Raw genomic sequence first — 25307 nt, 5'->3', positions numbered from 1 at the left:
ACTGCCTATACAAGATATCATTACTTGTTAATGTGCCTGGTTTACTTCTTTTTGGCGGCGTCTAATACCCGCTAAAGCCAACCCGCTAAACACCGCAAACATCAACCACATTTGTAACCATTGCGGCATTATTGCCGACCAGTCTGCGCCCATTTGATTCAACGTCAACATGCTATTAATTGCAGGAATGGCTGGAATAACCTGTGACATCCACACGAGTGGCTCTGGAATTAATGCTATTGGCCACACAAAACCTGCAACAAACAAGATTGGCATTGATGACAGTAAAAAGATTTGAGTCGGCAAATCACGTCGGGTAAACAAACAGCTCAGCGCAATACCAGCAGCGGTTGTCGCCAATAAAAAGGGCAGCATCATTAGTGCCGTTTCTGCTAATGTTCCAAGTACAGTGACCTGATAAACATAAAAACAATAACCAATATAAAAGCTGCTAAATACGCTATATAAACTGACAAACATCGCCATTCTCGCGCTGAATATTGCCATAGGTGATACTTGCTGCCAGTAGCCTTTTTTGCGCCACTGCCCAGCCCCTAAAATACCTGTGCCAATGAGTAATGTTTGATGCAGAATTAATAAAAATAACCCCGGCACCACATAGGGCGTATAACCTAAACTGGGGTTAAAAGCGGGCACGGCATTAATATTCACCGAGTTAACGCTTTGTTCGGCAAGAGCAGGGTTTTCACCGCGGGCCAATAAGCCAATCAATTGCACATGCTTGCCGGCATCCATACCTGCCGCAACCAAGCCCTCTGCAACAGCGGAATAAATTAAAAAGTAACTGGCATCACCGCCATAACTTAAAGTTACACCTTTTCCTAATAATAAATTGCGTCTAAAGCCATCGGGTATCACCAATAAGCCGTGGGCATGTCCCTGCTTAATAAGCTGCTTCGCTTCGTTAATACTATTAGCATGGGCAACAATATCAATTTTGGCGCTGGCATCGGCATGGCGGGTTAACATGCGACTCAGTGAAGAGTTATCATGATCCACCACCACAATAGTTTGTTCAGTAGGGACTTGATGCAAATAAGGCAGTGGATACAGTACAGAATAAAATACCACGCCACCAAATAGGGTCACCACAATGGCTTTATCGGCTAATAATGCACGCCATTCGGCAAAATAAAGCACCCAAAATGTCATATAGCCTCCTGCTGTAATGGTGCACTAATATTCAAAGCGCCTGCATTGAGTGAGTTATCTACCGTTTTAGGCGCACGATGCCATAACCCAACTATTAGCGGAATAACCAAGATAAACATCCAGTAGGAAGATAATTGCTGCAGAACTAACATGGTGTCTGCGCCATAGCTCACCACACTGACATGGGAATCAATATAATGGCTCGATGGCATTAACAAGCGCCAATATTGAGCCAATTCTGGCATTTCATTGACCGGAAAGGTTATCCCCATGAAAGCAAATGCCGGGGCAAATAATGCGGTACAAAAACTGACACAGCGAGCCGAATCTTTCATCATCAGGAAGATCATCGTCACTAGCAACCATAACGCGATAATCATCACCGCCTGGGCGATAATGAGTACCCCTATTGAGCCCGCATAAGGCAACTGTAAATATTGGTACAATAACAACAAAATAAAACTACTGTGCAACAACATAATAGGTAAAAACACGGCGCACTTAGCCAACACTTTTATCCATAAATCCTGCGGCAGCATTACGTGGTCATTAACCGATATAAGCTCTCTATTTAATGCGTTAGAAAACACCATCATGGCCAATAATTGCCATAGCGCGATTAACACTGGCGGCACGAGAAAACCAACATAGTTATTATTGCGGTTGAACAAAGCAGTGGTTTGACTGGATACTGGCGATAGACTGACGGCTATGCTTGCATGATTAACGCCGCTCATTAATAGCTTCTGTTCAGCAGTTTTTAATAGACCAGCACCTAAACTCATTTGTATTTGGCTAGATAATAGTTTGCCCACCAGCAAGTATTGGCTGTTATAACGAATGTCGATTGTTGGGGACTTTGATGTCAATAATTGGTATTTAAACTGCGACGGTATCACAACGATTGCGTATACCTTAGCTTCGCGCATGTCGTTTACAGCTTGGGCTAACTGTCCATATGACTCTAGCTTCATTACTGAATTAGCAGCCATTTGGCGGGTGAGCATTCTGGATATTTGGCTATTGTCTTGATCAACGACCGCCACCGGTAATTGCCTTGGTAGTCCGGCGCTGAATAACCACCACAGGCACAATACACTCACTATAGGAATGTAGGTTACTAGCGCTAACTGCCAAGGCGATTGCCAAAGCGCCCGCCACTCTCGCTTAATAAAAGCCATCATGGTTAGCCTATTTACTCAGCGTCGTATTGATACAATACCGACATACCAACACGAAGATCGGCTATTGGCGTCACTGGGGTTAACTCAACCTCAAAGGTACGCATGTCAAAGTCATGGCCACTTTCTGTTGAACGCCAGGTGGCAAAATGCCCCATAACGCTGACATGATCGACAATAAAGTCATAGGTTTGCTGTAAAGCAGGCAGAGTCAGCTTGACCTGTTGTCCTTGTTTAAAATCGACTAATTGATCTTCTCTTACCTGTAGAATTGCCCAGGAATCTTGCATGTCTATTAAGCTAACAACAGGAAAACCACTTGGGGCTAATTCACCCGGTTGCAGTAACACTTCGCTGACCTCGGCATTTTTTGGCGAACGCATTTGGCTGTCGGCCATAATGGCGTTTACCTCACGTACAGCGCCTTCAGCCATGCGCGCATTACCCGCTGCTGCCGCCTTGGTTTCTACCCGCGCGCCCTCTTGTGCCATTTGAAACATCGCCTGGGCAGCTTGCTGGGTATATTTTGCCGCTTGCCATTGTGTGTAAGCTTCATCACGTTTTTGCCTAGCAACTACACCTTCAGTGAATAGATTTTCTACCCTTTGATAAGTGGCTTGCATCAATTCAGTCGCGGCTTTAGCTTTGCGCCATTGCTCTTCTGCTGCGGTAATTTCTTGTTGTCTAGCGCCATTTTGTGCTTCAGTTTGCATCGCTTTCGCCGCATCTCTGCCGCCCTCAGCTTGCATTAATTTTGCATCCAGTTCAGGGCTGCTAATGGCAAATAGCAAATCACCTTGGGCAACTTTATCGCCTTTACGAACCATGACTTGCTCTACCCGCCCAGGCACTTTAGACGACACATTGTATTCGCGCGCTTCAATTTGGCCCTGAAGCGTCTGTGGCTTAGGCGTATAGGCCAGCCAAAGACCGTAAGCGAGAAATACTCCCAGAAAACATAACGCGATGACCGCTAAAAACTTATTTACTCGCATTATTTTTGCTCCTGTGAAGTAATAACCTGGTTGGTTCGTGCAATAAACTCATCTAACTGACCGCTTATCGCCATCAACTTTGCATAGGTTTGTAAGTAGCGATATTTAGCACCGAGTTGCTGGGTTTTAACCGCAGCCAATTTAAGTTCGGCATCAACCCTATCAATGGATGTCGATAGCCCTTGGTTAAAGGCCAGTTCACGTAAGCGCAGGTTTTCCTCTGCTAACGCCAATGAAGTGTCTAAGGCATCAATTTCTTCAATCGCTTGCATCATTTGGCGATATTGCTGCTCAACCAATAAACTCAAATCAAGCTGGGTTTGTGCCTTGGTGTGCCTTGCTTGTAATAAGGCGCTTTTAGCCGCTTGCACCTTACCACTGTGGCCGTCACGGCTTAATAGTGGCACCTTTATGCCTACGCCAACCATCCAGTCAGGTTCCACCTGCGAAAATAAGCTGTCATCTTCGTATAAGGTGTAATTGCCGTAGAGAAATACCGTTGGGTAATAACTGCCTTTCTCTAAATCCACTAGGCCATTTGCTTGCACTTCTTTAGCTTCCAGCAACTTTAGCGCTGGATGAGTCGATAAAGTTAATTGGCTAATGCGGGATAATGCCGGCTGAGTGTTAAGGGTAAACAAAGCCGATGTCGGTGATACTTGGCGCTGATGCATCATGCTGGCTAGGGCTATTTCGGTAATCTCATATTGACGCTTAGCCCGGGTCCAATTGACTTTGGCATTCTCTAATGCGACCTGAGCATTTAAGCGTTCCACTTTAGCAATTTGGCCTTGTTGCTCTAATTTCCTGGCGTGCTCTTCATGCATAGTGAGTGATTCAACTAACTGATACTGTGTATCAGCCAGTGCTTGGGTCACTGCCACCGCGTAATAGCGGTCAACCAGTTGGGTAAATAAATCACGCTGACTTAACGCTAGTTGCTGTTGCTCTTCAACAACCTGGGCAGCCTGAATACCTTGAGCAGCGGTAATTCTGCCCCCGGTATAAATTGGCCACATAGCTTGTAGGCTTGAGCGAAACACATCTTGCTCGGTAAAAGGGGTGACAAACGCTGATGCGGGAATGGTGGCTAACATACCGCCTATTGCGGGTGGCAATTGCGCTGGGTCAAGACCGGCTATCGGATTTAAGTCCATTAAATCCAGCTCAATTGGTTTTTCTAAATGGGTATAAGAACCAGCAATATCGACAGCAGGATAATTTAATGACTTACCCGCATCTTGTTTCGCTTGTGCGCGATTCACTTGCTGTTTTTTGGCTTGTAAGGTGTCGCTCACTTTTAATAAGTTTTGCCATGCCTGCTCAAAGCTCATGGTGCTCGAAGCTTGTATTTGAGAAATACCTATGGGGGAAGTTTGAGGATCTTGCGCTGCACTCACATGGTTGACGCTGGCCAGCAGTAAAATAACAGCAGCCTTGATGAACCCAGACAAACGGGTCAGTGTTGAAGTCGCGAAAACTTGCTGTGAGCTAATCTGTAGTTCCATGTCGTTCATCACCGTGTAGAGTTTTTGCTCTAATAATATAAATGAATTATAACCGACTCTTTGATTACTGCCACTCTCTAATGGCCATAGATGTTAAGTCTGTGCACTTAACTCCCTTTAGAGGCAGTTTATGCTTGGACCTGAACCGCTAAGCTTGCTGTCATGAATATTATCCACCTCAAACACAATCCAGTTTGAGGTGGACGATGACATCAATTATGGCGATAAATTAAGCCGTACCGCCTACAGTGAGCTTGTCTAACTTTAAGGTTGGCTGACCCACACCAACAGGCACACTTTGACCGTCTTTACCACACACACCCACACCTTTGTCTAAAGCAAGATCATTACCCACCATAGAGATTTGACTCATAGCTTCTGGGCCGTTGCCAATTAAGGTGGCACCTTTGATCGCTCTAGTCACTTCACCATTTTCAATCAAATAGGCTTCAGAAGCTGAGAACACGAATTTACCTGAAGTAATATCCACTTGCCCACCGCCAAAATTAGGCGCATAAATGCCTTTTTTAACCGACTTAATAATATCGGCAGGATCAGATTGGCCTGCTTCCATATACGTGTTAGTCATACGAGGCATAGGTAAGTGTGCATAGGACTCACGGCGGCCATTGCCGGTAGAGGCCTCACCCATTAATCGGGCGTTAAGCTTGTCTTGCATATAGCCTTTTAAGATACCGTTTTCAATCAGGGTGGTTTTTTGAGTGGGTACACCTTCATCATCAATACTTAATGAGCCACGGCGATTTTTCATGGTGCCATCATCAACTACTGTCACTAAGCTTGATGCGACTGACTGACCTATTTTGCCACTAAAAGCACTGCTGCCTTTACGGTTAAAGTCACCCTCTAAGCCATGCCCTACCGCTTCATGGAGTAATACTCCTGGCCACCCATTGCCAAGTACCACGGTCATTTCGCCGGCAGGAGCATCGACGGCATGAATGTTAACTTGTGCCTGGCGCACTGCTTCACGGGCAAACTCAAAACTGTGTGGCAGTCCAGCATCGTCCGTGGTTAAAAATACGCTGTAATCATGTCGACCACCGCCACCAGCACTGCCGCGTTCACGCTTGCCGTTTTCTTCTAGAATAACACTGCAGTTAAAGCGCACTAATGGTCGCACATCAGCAGCTAGAGTACCGTCACTGGCCGCGACGAGAATTTCTTCATGCACGCCAGATAAACTGATCACAGCTTGAATAACCCGGCTATCTAAGCTGCGAATATAAGCGTCCGCTTGTTTTAACAAATCAATTTTTTTAACTTCATCCATCGCCGCGATAGGATCCGCACTATCATACAGTTGAATGGTTTTAGTGCGGCTAAAGGCTTTGACTTTGTGCTGTTCACCGGCAATAGCTATACCGCGGGCCGCTCGTGCTGCTGCATCTAATGCTGCGGGGCTAATTTCATCTGCATAGGCAAAACCGGTTTTTTCGCCGGTAATGGCGCGCACGCCCACACCCCTCTCAATATGAAAACTGCCTTCTTTAATGATGCCATCTTCTAGCACCCAAGACTCATGGCGACTGCCTTGAAAATACAGATCAGAGAAGTCAATTTGATGTTGGTGAATGATGGCTAAATAATCTTGCAGGCCATCGATTGTCAGTCCACCTTGAAATAAGCTTTGCTCAACTTGCGATAAAAAAGGCATTCATATTCTCTTTATTCAATCTAATCAACCCGCAGCTTCTATTTAGCCAGCGCGGGAGCAATAAAACGATTATGCCCTAACACAGGCATTTGTTGGCGAATTTCTGTTACTTGTTTTAAATTTATCTCGGCTTGAACCCAACCTAAACCTTCGGGTAGTTCGGCAATCACTTTCCCCCAGGGGTCAACAATCATGCTGTGGCCCCAGGTTTCTCGGCTACCTTCATTATGTTGCCCCCATTGCCCTGCGCCAAGTAGGTAGCATTGGGTTTCAATTGCCCTGGCCTGTAACAATACTTGCCAATGCGCAGCTCCGGTCACTTTAGTGAAGGCCGAAGGTAATGCAATAATATCAGCTCCGGCTAAGCGCAGTGCACGAAACACATCAGGGAAGCGAATGTCGTAACAAATCGCTAGGCCAACCTTGCCAAAAGGAGTATCAACAACCGTAATACGGGAACCTGGGTGGAAGGTATCACTTTCACGATAAGTCTTAGTGCCATCGGCAACCTCTACATCAAATAAGTGCAGCTTATCGTATGAGCCTAAGGTTTCACCACTATCATTGAATAAATAACTGCGGCTATAAACCCTATGGTCATCGGCACGCATTGGAATCGTCCCTGCGACCATATAAACCTGATGCTTTTGTGCTAAATCGGCTAATGCTTGTTTAAGTTCACCGTTGTCATCAGTGCCTGCATATTGTAATTGCTGTGACTCATGACCGCCAAATAACAAACTGCATTCAGGTAAAACCACTAACTGCGGTTGTGAAGGTTGTCGAGGTAATAGGTTAAGCTGCGCGTTGATAAAAGCCAGATTGGCCTGAACGTCTCGACTGCTTTGACATTGTAACAAACTGATTTGCATAACTGTCCCTTTTCAAATATCGCAGATTACTGGCATTAACACTGGGGGCGGTTAATGGTTTATCACCGGTTTCGTTTTCTGATTGAGTTCCAGCGTCTTTTGAGGCTGGCGCTTGAGGCGCAGGACTATTAGCTTCACCCTTTGATGATGGCTCTTGTGTGCCTTTGCCATCGGCAGTCACATCTTCAGCGCCCGGAAAAATACCATTCTCACGTAATATCGACTCTGGAATAACAATCTCTTTGCTTTTGCGCTCTAACTCTTGGAGTTCAGGGTTATCCATGGTGCCTTTTAAGCGAAATCTTATTTCAGAAATAATCTCAATCACTGGCTCCAATACCTTCGTCAGTGCAAATGCACCAATACCTAATGTCCAGGCGCTAGTACTTAAAAATACCACGGTTGGCACACTGGATGCTAATTGAGGCATAAAGCGGATGTCGTAATTTAGGCTTTGAGTGGTTAAATCTGTATAACCGCGCACTTTCATATTGCCCGCCACGGCATCCATTTCTGTGTCGGTGGTTTTAACCACGCCATCTTTGATGTCTAAGTTACCCTTAAAGCTATTAAAATATAAACCTGAACCAAACACGTCTGAAAAATCAAATGACAGTTTGCGTAAAATAGAATCTAAGCTGAAAAGTGAAAATATTCTCGCCCCTTTATCACTTATTTCCGACAAATGCCCTTTACCCATATCAAATTTAATTTTGCCATTTAAGGTTTCAAGCGAAAAGTTATAGGGCGCACCTTGCCATGAAAAATCACCCATAAACCCTAAAGGTGCATCTTGCAAGCCAGGATTAATGCCTAACAATGCTGATAAATCATCAAACTTATCGGCATTCAATTTAACATCAAATTGAGTCATGGTGCCGATGCTATTTTTGGTCCATGCGCCTTTGGCCTGTAAACTAATATTAGATACTGGGTGCGTTAATGACACCGTTTGAAAACGATATCCTTGATCATAAGGATTGGCTTGCATTTGCAGATGACCAAATTGCATATCAAAGACTGTAAAGTCATCAACATCAATAGCCAGCGGCGGCAAACTATCAAGCAGAGTGTCGGGGCTGTATTCTGCATCTTGGCTGTCTTTTACAACGGGTGCTAAGTGCAGCTTGTCGGCCACAATTTTAAGCCCTTGCTCCCGCCAGTTTTTATAAAAATCAACTCGCCCTTCAAACTGTGTCGAGTTGACATTAAATCGCCAGACCTCATCGATGGGACTGGCTGTCAGTTTTAGCTGTTCAAAGTTTTGCGCAAGTAAATTGAACTGATCAATACTGGCATTAATTTGTTTTAAAGCAGGAAACGTCGACTTTGATGCAACCAATGGCTCTGGGTTAGCGCTGACAACAGTTTCTGCTGTCGATGCAGTAAAACCGCGAATAATGGGCAACCATTCGGTTAGATTGGCTTGCTTAAGGTCAATATGAATAACGCCATCTTGTTGGCTCAATGTGTCACCAAACTTAAAGTTTCGCCCTAACATTAAGTCATAAAACTGCAAAGCGTTACCGTCTTTATCCCCTAGGCCACCCCAAAATTCAGCTTGGTCGCTCAGCTTAACATTGACTGTAATTTGTTTGTTGTCACCCATAATGTCGGCAGACAATTTTTGCGACTGCTCAACGGTTTTAGCAAAGGGAGCGGGTAACGACACACTTACCCCTTGAAGGTCTGTTTCTGCTTGGGCGCGCAAACTATAGCCTTGATCGCCAAACATCATCATTAACTGGCCTGTCCAATCGAGAGCACCTTGGTAGTAATCGCTCAGCGGATGATTAAAAGATGTCGGTAAAGATGCAATATCCATATTGCCTCTAAAGTCGACATCTAACGCTAGCTGACGGCCTTTTTCTTTAGTGGCAAAGCTAAATTGCAGCGGCTGGCCAAATAATTTAGCTTTTAGGTTTTTTCCTGTGACCAAGTTATTTTCAAAACTTAAATCACCATTGACTTGCGTTAAATTAACACCTGGCTGGCTAATAAACACCGGATTATTTTCGAAACGAACGGTGCCTTTAATTAACGGATTTTCGCCTTTAAATAACGGAATCGACAGATCTAACAACGTATTCAGGTTTTGTTTAACCTGCACCACAGCAAGGGTTGAGCCCACGCTCGATTTAAGTGGTGAGGCGTTAATAACTTGCGCTGCCGCTTGTGCATCCATCAATAAATCAGCTTCAACTCGCAACAAAGACTCAGCGCCGAGCTCAGGGATCCACACTCTGGTGCCATCAACAGCCACCTGGCCTAACTTGCCTGAATTAATGGTGAGATCCATTAGCTTATTTTCAAAAAAAGCATATAAATCTAACTGCTTTACCGCAGGCCAATCTGGCTGAAACTGAAACTCGGCTTGGTTAATATTGAACTCAGCTTGAAATACCCCGTCAAAATCAACGTAGGGATAACGATTAAAAGCGCCTCGCCACAGTATATTCGCCTGTTCAATATGCCCTGCCTGTAAGCCGCTGTCTAAATACTCGACAAGACTAGGCGACATCGCCATTAAAGGAAAATAATCACTGGCTTTAGCCACATCGTTAATATCAAGATTAGCCGCTAACGCCATATAAGGACTATCGCCAAGATGAAGATTAAGCGCTGCTTGCAAACGAATGTCATCATTATAAAAGGCAATATCTGGCGCAGTGAGTCGCATGTCTTTAAGATCAAAACTAACCGATAATGTTTGACCTGTTAACTGTAAAGGTTGATTAAAACCGCCTGCAAAATCTATATTGTAATCTTGCTCTGGCAGATCTGCCTGTAAGGTGTTATTTGACCAGGATAAATGTAAATCAACGGGACTTAGACCTGGTAACTGTTCAAATGCTTGCCATGTTAACTGACTTAAGCTGGCTGATGCCGCCCACGGTTTATCTTTAGCTTTGTAAAGCTTTATGGGGCCGATATCGCCTTGTACATTAATATCCCGCCACAGCTGCACATCATCATGGCCTACGCTGGGGATTAGCGGTAATAACGGGGCAAGATTATTTAAGTTAATTTTATTCAGTTGACCAAATAATTGCGCGTTATGATACGCCAGCGATAAACTCAGTTCAGGCCAGGTTTGTTGATTTGACTCAATAGCTAACTGATGACTTTGAATCTGCCATCCTTCAGGGGTATTTTGCCAGGTTAATTGACCATTTTTGATATCGAAACGCTGTGTATTGCGAGCATCGATTGCATTTACTGCATTCTGTGTTATTTCTGCTTCTTTATCAGGTTTTGTATTCGATGTGACATCGAAACTTGTGTCAAAAATCCCGCCTTTTTTAGGGCGTTTATCATCCCATTCCAACCAGCTTGGTTGAAATATTAACTGACCATCTTGAATATTACGTTCGGCGAAACTGAACCAGGCTTCAAAATTAACCACACCTTTAAAACTGATATTATTTACATCACTTTGGGGATTAATTCGCCTTGATGCCCACTCACCAATATCGAGTGCTGCGGCGGCAATATAAATATCACCCTTTATCGATTCAGGCTGATAGCCATTACCTTGTAATGCAATTTGTAATGATAACGACTCTTTATCAGATGCTTGATCATCAACAAATAAGCTCCCCTCGCCCCGGTGATCTTCACCTTGATTGAGCCAAACTAAGTTTTCAACAAAAATAGGCCGAAATTGATGCAAAGAACTGTTCAGTTGTACCGAAACATCATTAATAGAAAAATGGTTTAATTGTTCAAGTAAAAAAGCATACAGCCAATCCATATTGCCTATGGTTGTTGGTGACGCGCTTGGGTTGGATAATTTATCGACATCTATTGCGATACGGACCTTATCAAAACTGACCGTTTCTATTTGAGGCGATAACGTCAGTAATGATTGCCAAAAATCGAGTTTGATATTGACCTGTTCACTGACTAAGGTTATCGGTAGATTATCTTGCGGTGGTAACACCAGATTAGTAACAGTTAACGCTGGGCCATAAGCTTGCCATTTGGCTGACAATCCCTCCAGCTGCAGCTTTACCCCATAGTTTTTCTCCACATAAACCAGTATTTCTTGGCGAACTTCTGGAATATGGGGTAACAAGCCACGAATAAGACTGACCCCAAGCGCAAAAAGTACTAGCAAAATAGCGAGTACTTGTAAGCTGGTGCGCCCAATAGCTGTCAGACGTGGTAACCACACTACATCATCACCACATCATATTTATTTTGAGTGTAGAGGGTTTCATTTTGCAGACGAATACGTTTACCGATATATACCTCAAGCTCAGCCAATAAATGACTTTCATCACCACTAAAGCTCATATAAACCGCAGGTGAACAATACAATAAAAACTCATCTGCTTTGTATGCACGATTGAGACGAATGATTTCTCTGAAAATTTCATAAGAGACGGTTTCTACTGTCTTCATAGAACCTGTACCTAAACAGGCTGGGCATTCACCACACACGACATGCTCTAAGCTCTCGCGGGTTCGCTTGCGGGTCATTTCCACCAGCCCAAGCCCTGAAAAGCCACTGACACTGGTTTTTACTCTGTCTAACGCGAGTGCGGCATTTAAACTTTCTAATACCCGCGCCTGGTGTTCGCTACTGAGCATATCAATAAAGTCGATAATGATAATACCACCTAGGTTACGTAACCTAAGTTGTTTAGCAATAGCTTGAGTGGCTTCAAGATTGGTATTGAAAATGGTTTCTTCAAGATTTCGATGGCCAACAAATGCACCGGTATTAATATCAACGGTTGTCATAGCTTCGGTTTGATCGATAATCAAATACCCGCCGGATTTAAGCTCAACCTTACGGCCTAGCGCTCGCTGAATTTCATTTTCAACATCGTACAGTTCAAAAATGGGCGCAGGACCTTCATAAAGCTCAATCTTTTGCGCGATTTCAGGCATAAACTCCTGCGCAAATTGCTGTAGTTCAGCAAAAGTACGTCGAGAGTCGACTTTAATATTGTCAAGATCAGTGCCAACAAAATCACGAATAATGCGCACCGGTAAAGCTAAGTCTTGGTAAAGTAAACAAGCCCCTTTGCGCTTACGCCGCTCACTGACTTTAGCCCACACTCGACGTAAAAAAGCCGCATCTTGTGCCAGTTCATCTTCACCTATATTTTCCGCGGCGGTGCGAATAATAAAACCACCATCTTCATCAACATAAGGTAAGGTAATATTTTTCAAACGGGCGCGTTCATCTTCAAGCTCAATTCGTTGTGATACACCCACATGGCTTGAACCTGGCATAAAGACTAAGTAGCGAGACGGTAAGGTGATATCTGTGGTTAAACGAGCGCCTTTTGTGCCAAGCGGATCTTTCACCACTTGCACCATAATATCTTGCCCTTGGCGGACAAGTTCGGCAATATCACGCACGACAAAGTTGCCTTTTTCAACATCGGCGACACATTCTGTGTGCGGCACTATGTCTGAGGCATGTAAAAATGCGGCTTTATCTAAGCCAATATCCACAAAAGCAGCCTGCATGCCGGGTAAAACTCGGCTGATTTTACCTTTATAGATATTACCAACCAGGCCTCGTTTCATCCGACGCTCAATATGCACTTCTTGTAACACACCATGTTCAATTAAGGCTACGCGCGCCTCTGTAGGTGTGACATTTATCAGTAATTCCGATCCTTTCTTACGCTGTGCTTTGATATTCATAAGCCACCAGTATTCAGGTCACATGCTTGCTCTTGTTCAATTAAATGATGAGTAAAGAGCTAACATGAAAATTAAAATGATTTGTGTGTTATTTCTGTATTCACGGTTGAGCCATTAGCTGCATTAATTGTCGTGTTTCTACTAACGGCAAGCCGACAACGGCAGAATAACTGCCTTTAATCGTCTCAACAAAACAACCTCCAAGCGCCTGAATACCGTAAGCACCGGCTTTATCCATTGGTTCTTGAGTGGCTATATAAGTGTCAATTTCGTCATCGGTAATATGACAAAAGGTCACATCGGTAACACAAAGTCGGCTATACGCATGTGTACCATCGGTCATGGCGACACCTGTCATCACCTGGTGGGTACGACCTGACAATTGACGCAAAATATGTTTCGCATCAGCAGCATTTTGCGGTTTACCCAAAATTTTGCCTTCAAGCACTACTGACGTATCTGATCCTAACACCTTGGCATCTGTTAGCGTTGGCACTAATAACAATCCAGCTTGCGCTTTTTCTAACGCAAGACGAACCACATAATCAGCAGCAGACTCGTTCGCTAATGGCGTTTCATCAATATCAGGGGACACCTGCTCAAAGGAAAAGTCAGCAATTGAAAATCCGGCCTGGGCAAACAGTTGTTTTCGTCTAGGTGAAGTGGAAGCTAAAACCCAAGTCATTTGAATTACACTCTCTTTAAAATCAGCCCCTGATGAGCAGCTATAGTATCAATAAATCAATTTCACTGATGTTAAGCAACTAACGTACTTTATACCTACGGCGAATATTTCTCAGTATCCAAAATACCCACCACCAAATTAGTACGCTTGAAAATGCAGGTAAAAACATATCGGTTTTGAAAGGCGTTTTGCCAACGAGCACATATTCGGCCCAATAAATAACAAAATGATAGATACAAATAAACATTGCAATCAGCAGTGTTTGTTGCCAACGGGGAAAATTACGTAAGCGTTGAAAATGCATCACAACAACATAAGTTATGAGTGCGAAAGCTAGCCCTCTTATCCCTAATGTGGCGCCAAGTAATACGTCCAATAGCACGCCTAATACCCAGGCCGTCAAAATACTATAACGGTGCGGCAATGCCATTGCCCAGTATATCATCACCATCAACAGCCAATCAGGTCGCCAAGCAGCAACCACATGGGGCAATGGCATAATCTGGAACATCATGCCAATAAATAATGTAATCCAAACCACCAAACGGCCATGGGGGATGTGAGCGCTCATTGTCTCACCTCTGTGGTTGACTGTGTTTGAGTTGATTGTGTTTGAATTGGCTGTGCTGGGGTTGATTGCACATGAATAGACTGTGTTTGCGTTTGTTGCACTTGATTCGGCTGTACTTGATTCGGCTGCATTTCGCTTGAGGGCTCTTGCTCCGTCGCGCTATCGGGAGTGGGCTCGATTGCAACGCCTGAATCAATCTTTGGTTCGACAGTGTTATTGTTATCAGTCTGCTCTACGGCCGGTAAAATAGGCCAAAAAGGCTTATCATCTGCTTCACCGGGCCAAATCAATAACACATAACGAATACGGTCTAAAGCAGCCAAAGGTTGGGCATTTATAACAGCATAACTTTGGCCATCGTCCCGTGACACAGATGTCACCCTAGCAACAGGGTAGCCTTCAGGAAAACGATTACCTAGGCCAGAAGTCACTAATAAGTCACCAGCAATAACATCAGTGCTTTTTGCTACGTGCCGTAACTCAACTTGATCAATCTCACCTGTACCATTTGCAATAGCACGCACATCATTGCGGGTTACACGCACCGGAATACCATGGCTAGCATCTGAAACCAATAACACTCGACTGGTTAATTCACTGACCTCAATGACCTGACCCACAACACCTTTTGCATCAACCACTGGCTGGCCTACAAACACACCAGTTCGTTGACCATGATTGAGAACCACTAACTGACGAAATGGGTCGCTAGCCACTTCCATCACTTCTGCAACCACTTTGCGGGATTCCATATGTACTGGTGACCCTAAAAGTGCTCTTAAGCGGACATTTTCTTGGCGTAAATGCTCAAAACGTTGTAAACGCTCTGACATTAATAACTGCTGATCCATTAGCGTTTTATTTTGTACCGCCAGCATATTACGCGTCGCCAAGGCTTCAGCAGTCCAATCAAGCATCAAACCAGGGACATTAGCTAAATATTGTAATGGACTTAATAAGGAAGAAAGGGATTGGCGAACAGGCTCAAGGCGATCGTTGGCAACAAATAATGCCACCGACAAAATAATAGCCAGTGTGAGACGGAATTGGTGTGAAATACCACGAACAAAAATTGGTTTCATAAAAAATTAGGCGGCAAAGCCAAATAGTCCTTCTTGCCAATAGCCAAAAGCTAACACACTTCGCCGCTTAATGAGGGGGTTGATTAGTTCTCTTCAGAGAACAAATCACCACCGTGCATATCGATCATTTCTAACGCTTTACCACCGCCACGCGCAACACACGTCAGTGGGTCATCCGCTACCATGACTGGAATGCCGGTTTCTTGCATTAATAAGCGATCTAAATCACGAAGTAATGCGCCGCCACCTGTAAGTACCATACCGCGCTCTGATATATCTGACGCTAATTCAGGTGGTGATTGCTCAAGGGCAACCATAACAGCACTAACAATACCTGATAATGGCTCTTGTAATGCTTCTAAAATCTCGTTGCTGTTCAACGTAAAGCTTCTTGGAACACCTTCAGCCAAGTTACGACCACGTACTTCAATTTCAAGCACTTCGTCACCTGGGTAAGCAGTACCAATAGAATGCTTAATACGTTCTGCGGTAGCTTCACCAATTAATGAGCCATAATTACGACGAACATAATTGATAATGGCATCATCAAACTTGTCACCACCGATACGAACCGATGATGAATACACCACACCATTTAACGAAATGATTGCTACTTCAGTAGTACCACCACCGATATCAACAACCATAGACCCAGTTGCTTCAGATACAGGTAAACCCGCACCAATTGCAGCAGCCATAGGCTCTTCAATTAAGTAAACCTCACGAGCACCCGCGCCCATTGCCGATTCACGTATCGCACGGCGTTCAACTTGCGTAGCACCAACTGGCACACAAACTAATACACGAGGACTTGGGCGGAAAAAGCTATTGTTATGCACTTGTTTGATAAAGTGCTGTAACATTTTCTCTGTCACATAAAAATCTGCAATTACGCCATCTTTCATTGGGCGAATAGCTTGAATATTGCCTGGTGTTCGGCCAAGCATTTGCTTTGCTTCTGTTCCGACTGCAGCCACTGACTTGGGCCCGTTACCATTTCGCTCACCACGAATAGCAACTACTGAGGGTTCGTTTAACACGATACCTTCATCGCGAACATAAATAAGAGTGTTTGCCGTACCTAAATCGATCGATAGGTCGTTAGAAAAAATGCCGCGCAGCTTTTTGAACATGTATCAGGCCTGTATTCTGTGAAGTCAGAAGAAAAAAATCAGCTAACTTTATCAATCACACCCACAATCCACAAGACCGGGAGGGTTAACAATTGCTAATCTGACTATATTTTTTTAAAAAGAGCCCTTAAATAGGCTAAATGGTCGAGTGAAAAAGTGAATCAGCACATAAATCGTCTTTATTGCCTTACTTCTTCCCAGTAAATAATTCTATCATGGCCTCGATAACGACCAAAAAAAGCACTTGCTTGGGGGTTAACCAATAAATTGACCGAACTCGTGTCATAATTCCAATACCATTGCAACCAACTATCAACTTGCGCAGGCGCTTGCACTTGACCACGATAATTATTCGCCCCTGTATTTTGCCAGAACAAGGTCATCTTCCCTACAGAAATATTGTTACTATTATTAGTTCTTGTTACTGTTTGGCCTGCAACCTTAGTTGGAGTATAGATTTCTGCCCCTGATAAACTGCCATTAATCACACTACAACTATCGCCAACATTGACAACCCACTGACTGCCGTTCCAATATTGTGCATACGTCGGCATACGTAATATTTCATTTTCAGGTCCATAGGTATTATCCATAGTGACCCGGCCATGGCGTAAATCTTGAGTAGTGATGCGTTTGGCACTGCAGGTATTTGATGGCGTAGTGCAATTGCCTACTGTGTCTGCGCGCATGTCTGGATCGGCGACAAACGCAATATTAGTGTCATTATCAAAAACCTTCACGCCGATATCTAACGCACTAAAAGGCCCATCAACATTAGGCGCCGTTGTGCGAGCTAATTTGGCTCGATAACTTGCATCGACCGAAGCCACACCGGCAACCCATAACGCGGCATTGACAGGTAGGCTACTGAGACGGTTTGACAGCTCAGTACCATTATTACTATTTTCGCCCACTAACTGCGCCGTGCCTTTTGCAAAGGCTGCTTGATAATTTTTCGTCACACTCGAAAATGTATTGTAAGCCGTAATATTCATCGATAGCGGAAATGGTTGGTCCATATAACTGAACACACCACAGGCAGGTAAAACGCTTACACCACTGATGACAAATCTGTCGGGCACAAAACGGCCTATATTTGGCGATTGCGCCAAGGGAATATCATAAAAACTAGAGCCTAAATAATTAGTAGGCGGTTTAGCCGTGAACTTAAAGACCCCAACTTCACTGATTGATTGAGGTACAATACTAGTGTTGGTTGTTTGGGCCACTTGAGCATAACTTACATTAGAAACAGTCCCAAGCTCGCCACCTGAAGGCGCAACTATACTACGGCCTAATGTAATATTGCTGTGGGCATAATTAGGGGTATTGAGATTGTCACAGTAATTAGTATCACCATCAATTTGCCAAGCTTTACCTTGAATGAGTAAGTTAAATGATTCCCCGGCTTTTTTATACACATTACAAGTGCTATTTCCTGCTACACATTGGGCACCTATATCCTGCGGCGTAATACATAAACCTACGGGAAAACTCACAAAGGGATCATTACCTAACATAATTAACCCTTGTTCATTACCCGTGCCTGTATATCTCGCATCGAGTTGAAGCTGGCCCGCATCAGGATAATTCACCGCAATTTTCGCCTTGCCTAAGGCATCAAATGCAAGTGCTATATTGGTTGCAGTCGCGCTTGTTTTACCCACACTGGTACCATTTACTGACACACTTTGGCCATTAATGGGTACTGAGGGACTGGTATATGTGCTCCAAAAAGCGACATTTTTAGACACATTGGCAAAACTTGGAATACATTGCTTGGTAATATCACTCTTTTTAACCGCACTAACCACTATATCTGGCGCAGGTTTGTTGGCTAACTTATCGGGCACATCAAAAATAAAACCACTATCAGCAAAGGTTAGCGTGCAATTAGCAGCAGATGCAGCACTTCCAGCAATACGGCATAAGGTCTGACTGAAAGGTTTAGCACCAGGTGTTGAGCCAGTTACATCAACCACTACTGTGCCTACAGTATTGCGATTCAATTGCAGTGTAGTAGCGCCGCCACTAAAACTGACAACATTACCACCAACCCAGCCTCCTCCGCCTGTGACCGTTGCAGGGCTTAGCGTGGCGGTAATAAAATCTGGTACTGTTTGACTACAATCAGCATTGGCACAGGCTTTAAGGGTCAATGTTTCAGGGCCACAGGTGAGTCCGCTACCGCTGTGGGTAAATTCAAAATGATCAATCACTACGCCAATCGGCCTTGAGTCCAGCGCACAAATTTCGGCGTTGTCTATTTCATGGTTGTTAGTCGCCCCACCTGTAGAACCGGTCAAAGAGAGTAAGAAGTCTGCGGGCACAGCAGCCTGCGTACTAATAGCTGCGGCATTAAATGCGGGGATGATTTCAACAAAACCACCACCACTGTTCCGTTCAACTTTAACAATAGACTGCCCAGCTATTTTCGAGTCAACGGTAATGCGGTAACGATGCGCAGGGGTCACATTATTATTATCCACCGTTGGACTAAGACAGCTTCCCCCCGTATTAGTGGTGCCATTATTACAAGAGCCGCGCAAATATGGATAACCTACCGTGCCAGCCCCGGAACCTCGAACCGCGACAGACTGACGCCTTCTTCCTGGGCCACTTGGCCCGCCTTCAGTAGAGAAGTTACCGTATTCATCAATACCGAACCCTAACCAGCCACCAGCAAAACCATTTACGTTCGATCTAGCACCATAACCCAATGGGCCGCCATAAGCACCGGCCTGTGGAGTAACCGCAGCATCCGACAGCACAAATGCGATACCATCAGCACCGCTACCACCATAGGCATAGTGATCAAATTCTATTTCAACTAAATTGTTTGCCGCAGGAAATAAGCGTTGGTATGTTGAAGAAGTCGCTTGATTACCTGCCGCCTGAGTGACCCTCAAACGATTGTTCACAATTGAAGGAGTAAACCCGCCACCACTGTTTGATACAACCCAATCACTCCCCAAACTACTGCGTTGAAAATCATCAGTAAAACATTGTCTCACTTTGGTTAAGCGTTCGATGGCCACGAAGCTATAATTTTCAAAAATGTGTCTCCTGTCGGTATCTCTATAAGTATCCTCATCATCAACCATACTCACCAAGCTGTTGGTTAATTGACAACGGCGTAACCAACCACCGTCACCACCATTACGGCTATTTTTACCTGCCACTAATACAGGGGGAACAGTGAATCCGATTAACGGTGTTGTGTAGCCACATTGATAAGCAAGGTCTTGTATGCCACTTGCTGTGAAGGTTTGCGATTTACCAAAATGGTAATTGGTATTTTCACCTGCGAGCACCATTGCTCCGCTGCCTGATTTTAATGATAAATAACCAATGGTCTCATTCTGAATTTGGCTATTATTCAAACCACCCGGTTGGCATCGAGCGCTATTATCTCTTACTTCAGAAGTGTCTAATGCCAGTTCAATACCCGTCGAGGTAAATTGTGAGGTACTAGTAAACCAACAATTGTTATTGCGGGTTTGAATTTGATTCAGCAATACATCCTGGCTAGCAGGCAGCGTAACGGGCGTATAAGGTGAGTTAGACCCGAACAATGCTTGATTATAATTAACTGAACCGGCTATAAGCTTAGTGCCATTAGGTAAATCATAATTACCAGGGGTCACGGCTATCCAATGCACCTCAGGCATATTATTAGAAGGAATATATTGATTGGTGGGTGATTCAGGCTCTTGCTTTGACCAGGTAAAACCTTGTGCGGTCACATTACCAAGTAATGCTGACGCGGGACCATCATTATTACTATTACTGGTTGAAACCGTTGGCATTAGAAACACCAAGGGCTTAACCCCCGTTGGAAAGGCAGTGGTAAAAGTAATGCTAGTTGTGGTTGCTTTGCCATATTGAATATGAAAAGGCACAGCCACTGAAGCATCATTAATTTGGCCATTTGAGTTAATAGTTAAATATCGCGATGTAACCCGACCATTAATAATTGAGTTATTATCAATGGTTAAGGTTTCATCACTATAAACACGCCCACCAATAATCGCTCCGGAAGTTAAACTCAGGTTTTTATAGGCAATTAACTGTAACGAATGAGTATTGGTTTCGTTAATTTTAGCGCCGTTTAATTGAATATTATTACCAATAAAAATGCGTGCATTTCCCTGCAATACTATCTGTGCATTTTGATTTAATGTTAAAGAATTTATCCAGTAGTCTCCTGCGGGGAAAACCAACTTAGCACCACTTCCGGCTTCTATAGACTGAAATCGATACTCTTGCTGGGTTGAAGAGAGGGTAACAGTACAGGCTGAATACAATGCAATTGAACTGAATTGATTTTGGCCCGTATTACCCAAACTAATATTTTGATTTGCGGTACAGGACCCTACACCACCACCGGCACCATTGCTGGTTTTAAAGGCATTATTGCCGTTTAAGCTCAAGCCTCGGATATCACTGCTTGTGACTGTACAAAAACGATCACCTCCAGAGGCGGTATCGCAGCTATTATTAGGTAAGCCTGAACCACTATTATTAGAGCAATAGGCCAGATCTGCCCCCAAAGTGCCATTAATGCGAGAGCCCCCCTGCAGAGAGAGTTGCGGGCTAGAGATTTGATGGCAACTATTATTGTTGTCTTGATGATGTCCTTGCGCCACTGCAGGCCAGGTAACGGACTCATCAACAACATCAAATGCAAATGCGGTCGTCGTAAATAACGCCGTTAGCACGCCAACACAGGTAAAAATTCGCGATATCAATTTAATTCCCACGGGCTTCTACCTCTACTTGCCTTTGTACTCTTAAACAATCTGTACTGCTGTTAGCGCCACAGGCTCCGGTTTCACACACGGCCTTGCTGCCAATACGGTACTGAGTAAGGGAACTGACTGTCGCGCTATTACAGGTAATGGTGACACTGCAGCCATGAAATCCAACCGCATTAGCAGGAGGTGTCCAGGTTGAACTCACATTGGTGCATAATGCAGTTGCGCCATTTAAAGGAAACAGTTGTGCTAACGCAGCATCGGCACCACTGTTCGCACTATTAAGTGCCCGTGCGCCCCATACTTCCATAGAAATAGAGGCATCAGAATCATCAACAATGCGCAGTAAACTTGCCGCGAGCAAAAACATCACTATTAGCACAAAAATACCAATCACTAATGCGCTGCCTTGTTGGTGTGATTTTATCGACAATTTAAGGAACATTGATCACCTGTACCTGATGCTGATATTTAAATGACTCACCATTGACACTAAACCTAGGCTCAATATGCACAATCGCATTAGTCACCAAACTGGATGGTGTTAAGATAATGGCGGGCTCAATTAATAAACTGTTGATAATATTTTGCGCCATAATAACCCTGTTGGCCATTGCTGTCGGGACTGGCTGACTGTTTTGATAACCATAATTAGCGTAGCGGGTTAAATCTGAGGTGCCATTAGGTTGGTTTTCAACACAATAGCTCACAGGTTGCGCGGTTAGATAAAGTCGCTTTAATGGTGAAGCTTGAGTAAATCGAATGGATGCGCCAAAGGTTAAGTCAACTTGATCGCCACTCGTGCTAACATTTGATATTAGAAATCGTTTTGCAGTACTGCCGGTTGGATTATAAATTTCACTTGCGGTTAGCGGATAAATAATCGCCCATTGCCCTGCTAAAATGGTTTGATTAATCACAATTGCACTCAGTGTATTACTTGTTGCAGCCGGTGCGATTGGTGCATTGACGTAGGATGTACTGGCAGTAATAGGGACAAATTCTAAACATTGGTAGCTGCCATCTGTTGCTGTCAGTAAACGTGTTGAATTAGGCAGTGCGCTGCGAATGTCTCTTGTCATCCGCTCGACCCCAAAACGGCTTTGGCTTAGTACTTGATCCACCGCGCTCGATTCCACAAAAATACGCGTACCAAAAATAACAAAGCTACTGACGCCAACTACAATTATCCCCAAAATAAGAATAACCATGACCATTTCAACTAGCGTAAAACCGACTTGCTTAGCCTCTTTAGCTTGAGTAATCACTCGCATCAATAATTACTCCTTACGGCTTGGTAAGTGATCACTTCATTACTGGGTGTAGTGACATTGACCGAAATCAGCTTAGCTGCCTGAGTGGTGGCATCAACGTACTTCACCTCAACACTCAGACCAAAATTAATATACACAGCAGCATAGGTTTGGCTTGAATTAAACATAAATGAATTGATATTCAATCCATTATAATCATCTACATCATTATAATTGTCACGTCCTTCACCTACATCGGGGCCCAAGGTTAAGATCTGAGAGCCCAAGGCTGCAGAGCAAAGCAAGCCTAATGGGCTATTACACGCAGGCACACCACCATTGGGGTTGGTTTGTTGATCATAGCGTTTACCCCAAATCTCATTCATTACAGAATGGGCTAATTCAGCAGAGCGCATCCGGTGCAGTGACTCAACGGATCTGTCAGCCTGGGGGAAAAACATCGATGTCATCATCACAATGGCGATGCTGATCACTAACATTCCCACCACTAATTCAATCAGTGAAAAGCCCGTGTTAGGCCGATTAAGCGACTTTAGGTGTGAGCGTGCTAAACACGGTAACAACTGGCTTAAACGACTTGAGTTATAAAGCATAAATATAACCCTCAGACTCAACAGCCACTTTTAAAATGTCATCAGCATTAATATTGAAACACGCACCAGTACAACTGGGTGATAACATTCGACCTAAACTATCAAAAGTGATGTTAAATGACTGACTAGCGGATGCGACTAAACTGATGGAAGCGCCGCCATTAAAGCCTTGTATTGCCTCACTGCGAATAAGAGTAGCGCAGCTATTGCCTGCGCGAGCACTATAATGGCGTAACTGATAACCCGTTGCAGTGACATTAACCTCATAGCATCGGTCGGTGTTATTCAGTGCCCTTAATTGAGCTTGGCGAAGCTCTGAAATGAATTCATTGCGTAACGTGTATGCACTAAAACTCGAACTTGAAAAAAAACGCGGCAACACCACCACAGAGACAATACCAATCAGTATTATCGTGGTCACAAGCTCGACTAAAGTAAAGCCGTTTAGTCTTGATGTTGAACGATTTAAATCCATATTGCCCTTTCGATAAATTCAGCAAAAAAATAGCAATTAGCACTTGATAGTATGGCAAATTTTTTAAGTATTTGTCTGCCTATTTATAAGTGGATGCACAAACCATCTTTGATAGTAAATCGATTACAAAAAGGTACCGAAGCTAGTTAAGTGGCTCATGGCAACTTAGTATTGGCATGAGTAAAGAAGTTTTTTTACCCTTTTCTAGCTCATTTTTAGTAAAGGTTAATAGTAAGTCGTCTGTAAGATGATTAGTAGGCATTTTTTCAATAGCATCCAGCTGAACCGCCACGATAGTTCACCTTTGCGCTACCCGAATGACAGGTGTAAAAAAGCCTGCAAAAATGCAGGCTTTTTTACTAAACTCAATGCTATTTAGCAATCAGCTGCTGCAGCGCTAATAACATAAGTAGGCAATGTAGTCGCACTTGCTTCTGTGTAAGTAAGCTTACATGCAGCTGGAGCACCTTTCTGCCAAATTTCAACGGTTTTAGGCGTACCAGCGTTCGCTTTAATAATCCATTCAGCTGTTCCAGTTGTCGCCGTTGGTGCGCCATCGGCACCCGCGTCAAACACAACGTCTAATGCTTTCTGTAAATCAACCTGAAGTGCATTAGTATAGCCATACTGAGTAGTTATCGTAACGGGTACCGCTGTTGTGCCACCGATAGTCACCGTTTGGTTAGCAGCTTTTTCTTTTCCAGATAAAGCTGCTTTTGAATAAACTAAAGTATTGCCACCTTGAATAGCTGCTTTCATGCCCGCTAGTGCTGACACTCGTGCATCACCTTGCAAGTTAATGAACTTAGGCGCAGCAGTAACCGCTAAAATACCTAAAATAATAATCACGACCACTAATTCGATTAGGGTGAAACCCTGTTGTTTTTGCATTAATTTTTGCATAGTAAGCCTCTCAAAATAAATAAAATAAATTCATGTCTGTTTAGCTGTTATTGTCTAATATAACTTAACAGCCAAATTAAAAATTAGTTGTTGGTAAACGACAATACCTGTCCTGTGCCTGGATTATATGTCACGCCTTTTGCGCCAGCTGTGCTTAAGTCAGGAGCGGGAGTGGCTATACCTGTGGTCTGATTTATCGTCAAAGATGCTATTTGGTGATAAACGCATAAATCAATACCGGCCACACTAGTGCCGTTTATCCCTGTAGCCGAACCGCCGACATTGTCTAATGCTCTAACGGTATAGCGTTGATCTCTTGCATCAGCGGTATACAGTACATTACGCGGTGCACTTTGCAATACGCTATTAAATACTTCCTGGCAGGTTGCATCTGTCATAGAGGTCACGTCAGTATTGGTTGTTCCTGTAGGGAAACCAAAACGAGTATCTAAAGATACACTGGTACCGTCTAAAATAACCGACGTATTACGGCGACCATCAACTTCCCATTGTGCTCTCACAAAACCAACCGCAGTCGCTAAGCCACCCGACACACCGTCAACACTGGCATTTTCAGCATCTTCTGTTACGTTTAAAAAACGCGGAATAGCGGTTGCCGCAAGCAACCCAAGGATCACAATAACAATGACCAACTCGATTAATGAAAAGCCTTTTTGATTCAACTTCATAAGTTATACACTCTTTCAATTGTCCCATCGATTTATCTACACCTTAGCATTACACTAAAATTAAGATATCT

General features: G+C 43.9%; 19 protein-coding genes. All 19 read right to left on the bottom strand.

What is annotated here, in order from left to right; all coding sequences use genetic code 11:
- Positions 1-27: 27 nt before the first annotated feature.
- On the bottom strand, positions 28-1173 hold the full coding sequence (locus ACRWQN_RS03255; protein WP_434939755.1) for an ABC transporter permease: 1146 nt from the start codon (positions 1171-1173) through the stop codon (positions 28-30).
- Positions 1170-2357, bottom strand: coding sequence for an ABC transporter permease (locus ACRWQN_RS03250; protein ID WP_434939754.1), 1188 nt, complete (start codon positions 2355-2357; stop codon positions 1170-1172). Before ACRWQN_RS03250 ends, ACRWQN_RS03255 begins: the two co-directional genes overlap by 4 nt.
- 11 nt (positions 2358-2368) lie before the next feature.
- Positions 2369-3349 (bottom strand): HlyD family secretion protein, encoded by a 981-nt coding sequence (locus ACRWQN_RS03245; RefSeq protein WP_434939753.1) that lies wholly within the window; start codon positions 3347-3349, stop codon positions 2369-2371.
- On the bottom strand, positions 3349-4683 hold the full coding sequence (locus ACRWQN_RS03240) for a TolC family protein (protein ID WP_434940588.1): 1335 nt from the start codon (positions 4681-4683) through the stop codon (positions 3349-3351). Before ACRWQN_RS03240 ends, ACRWQN_RS03245 begins: the two co-directional genes overlap by 1 nt.
- Before the next feature lie 403 nt (positions 4684-5086).
- A complete protein-coding gene (gene tldD, locus ACRWQN_RS03235; RefSeq protein WP_434939752.1) occupies positions 5087-6535 on the bottom strand; it encodes a metalloprotease TldD in 1449 nt (482 codons plus the stop codon).
- A gap of 38 nt (positions 6536-6573) precedes the next feature.
- Positions 6574-7407, bottom strand: coding sequence for a carbon-nitrogen hydrolase family protein (locus tag ACRWQN_RS03230; protein ID WP_434939751.1), 834 nt, complete (start codon positions 7405-7407; stop codon positions 6574-6576).
- Complete coding sequence (locus tag ACRWQN_RS03225; protein ID WP_434939750.1) at positions 7331-11584, bottom strand: YhdP family protein; 4254 nt, start codon at positions 11582-11584, stop codon at positions 7331-7333. Before ACRWQN_RS03225 ends, ACRWQN_RS03230 begins: the two co-directional genes overlap by 77 nt.
- Entirely contained in the window at positions 11584-13074 is a 1491-nt protein-coding gene (gene rng, locus ACRWQN_RS03220; RefSeq protein ID WP_434927956.1) for a ribonuclease G, read from the bottom strand. Before rng ends, ACRWQN_RS03225 begins: the two co-directional genes overlap by 1 nt.
- Before the next feature lie 100 nt (positions 13075-13174).
- Positions 13175-13759, bottom strand: a complete 585-nt coding sequence (locus tag ACRWQN_RS03215) for a Maf family protein (RefSeq protein ID WP_434939749.1) — start codon at positions 13757-13759, stop codon at positions 13175-13177.
- Between the two features lie 79 nt (positions 13760-13838).
- A complete protein-coding gene (gene mreD / locus ACRWQN_RS03210) occupies positions 13839-14330 on the bottom strand; it encodes a rod shape-determining protein MreD (protein WP_434939748.1) in 492 nt (163 codons plus the stop codon).
- Positions 14327-15412 carry a rod shape-determining protein MreC gene (gene mreC / locus ACRWQN_RS03205; RefSeq protein WP_434939747.1) on the bottom strand — a complete coding sequence of 362 codons (1086 nt, stop codon included), beginning with the start codon at positions 15410-15412 and terminating at the stop codon, positions 14327-14329. Before mreC ends, mreD begins: the two co-directional genes overlap by 4 nt.
- A gap of 83 nt (positions 15413-15495) precedes the next feature.
- Positions 15496-16545 (bottom strand): rod shape-determining protein, encoded by a 1050-nt coding sequence (locus ACRWQN_RS03200; RefSeq protein ID WP_188842525.1) that lies wholly within the window; start codon positions 16543-16545, stop codon positions 15496-15498.
- Between the two features lie 179 nt (positions 16546-16724).
- Positions 16725-21308, bottom strand: coding sequence for a DUF6701 domain-containing protein (locus tag ACRWQN_RS03195; RefSeq protein WP_434939746.1), 4584 nt, complete (start codon positions 21306-21308; stop codon positions 16725-16727).
- Complete coding sequence (locus ACRWQN_RS03190) at positions 21298-21747, bottom strand: MSHA biogenesis protein MshP (protein ID WP_434927951.1); 450 nt, start codon at positions 21745-21747, stop codon at positions 21298-21300. The genes ACRWQN_RS03195 and ACRWQN_RS03190 overlap by 11 nt, the downstream gene beginning before the upstream one ends.
- On the bottom strand, positions 21737-22576 hold the full coding sequence (locus tag ACRWQN_RS03185) for a PilW family protein (RefSeq protein ID WP_434939745.1): 840 nt from the start codon (positions 22574-22576) through the stop codon (positions 21737-21739). Before ACRWQN_RS03185 ends, ACRWQN_RS03190 begins: the two co-directional genes overlap by 11 nt.
- Entirely contained in the window at positions 22576-23169 is a 594-nt protein-coding gene (locus tag ACRWQN_RS03180) for a type IV pilus modification PilV family protein (protein WP_434939744.1), read from the bottom strand. The genes ACRWQN_RS03185 and ACRWQN_RS03180 overlap by 1 nt, the downstream gene beginning before the upstream one ends.
- Positions 23159-23644 (bottom strand): type II secretion system protein, encoded by a 486-nt coding sequence (locus ACRWQN_RS03175; RefSeq protein ID WP_434939743.1) that lies wholly within the window; start codon positions 23642-23644, stop codon positions 23159-23161. Before ACRWQN_RS03175 ends, ACRWQN_RS03180 begins: the two co-directional genes overlap by 11 nt.
- Before the next feature lie 375 nt (positions 23645-24019).
- Positions 24020-24535, bottom strand: coding sequence for a type II secretion system protein (locus tag ACRWQN_RS03170; RefSeq protein ID WP_434928914.1), 516 nt, complete (start codon positions 24533-24535; stop codon positions 24020-24022).
- Positions 24536-24630: 95 nt separating this feature from the next.
- Positions 24631-25236, bottom strand: a complete 606-nt coding sequence (locus ACRWQN_RS03165) for a pilin (protein WP_434939742.1) — start codon at positions 25234-25236, stop codon at positions 24631-24633.
- Positions 25237-25307: the final 71 nt, after the last annotated feature.

This window comes from Shewanella sp. HL-SH8, assembly GCF_051165765.1.
GTDB lineage: Bacteria > Pseudomonadota > Gammaproteobacteria > Enterobacterales > Shewanellaceae > Shewanella > Shewanella glacialimarina.
Note: the sequence above shows the minus strand (reverse complement) of the source record. Positions and strands in the feature narration are given on the sequence as shown.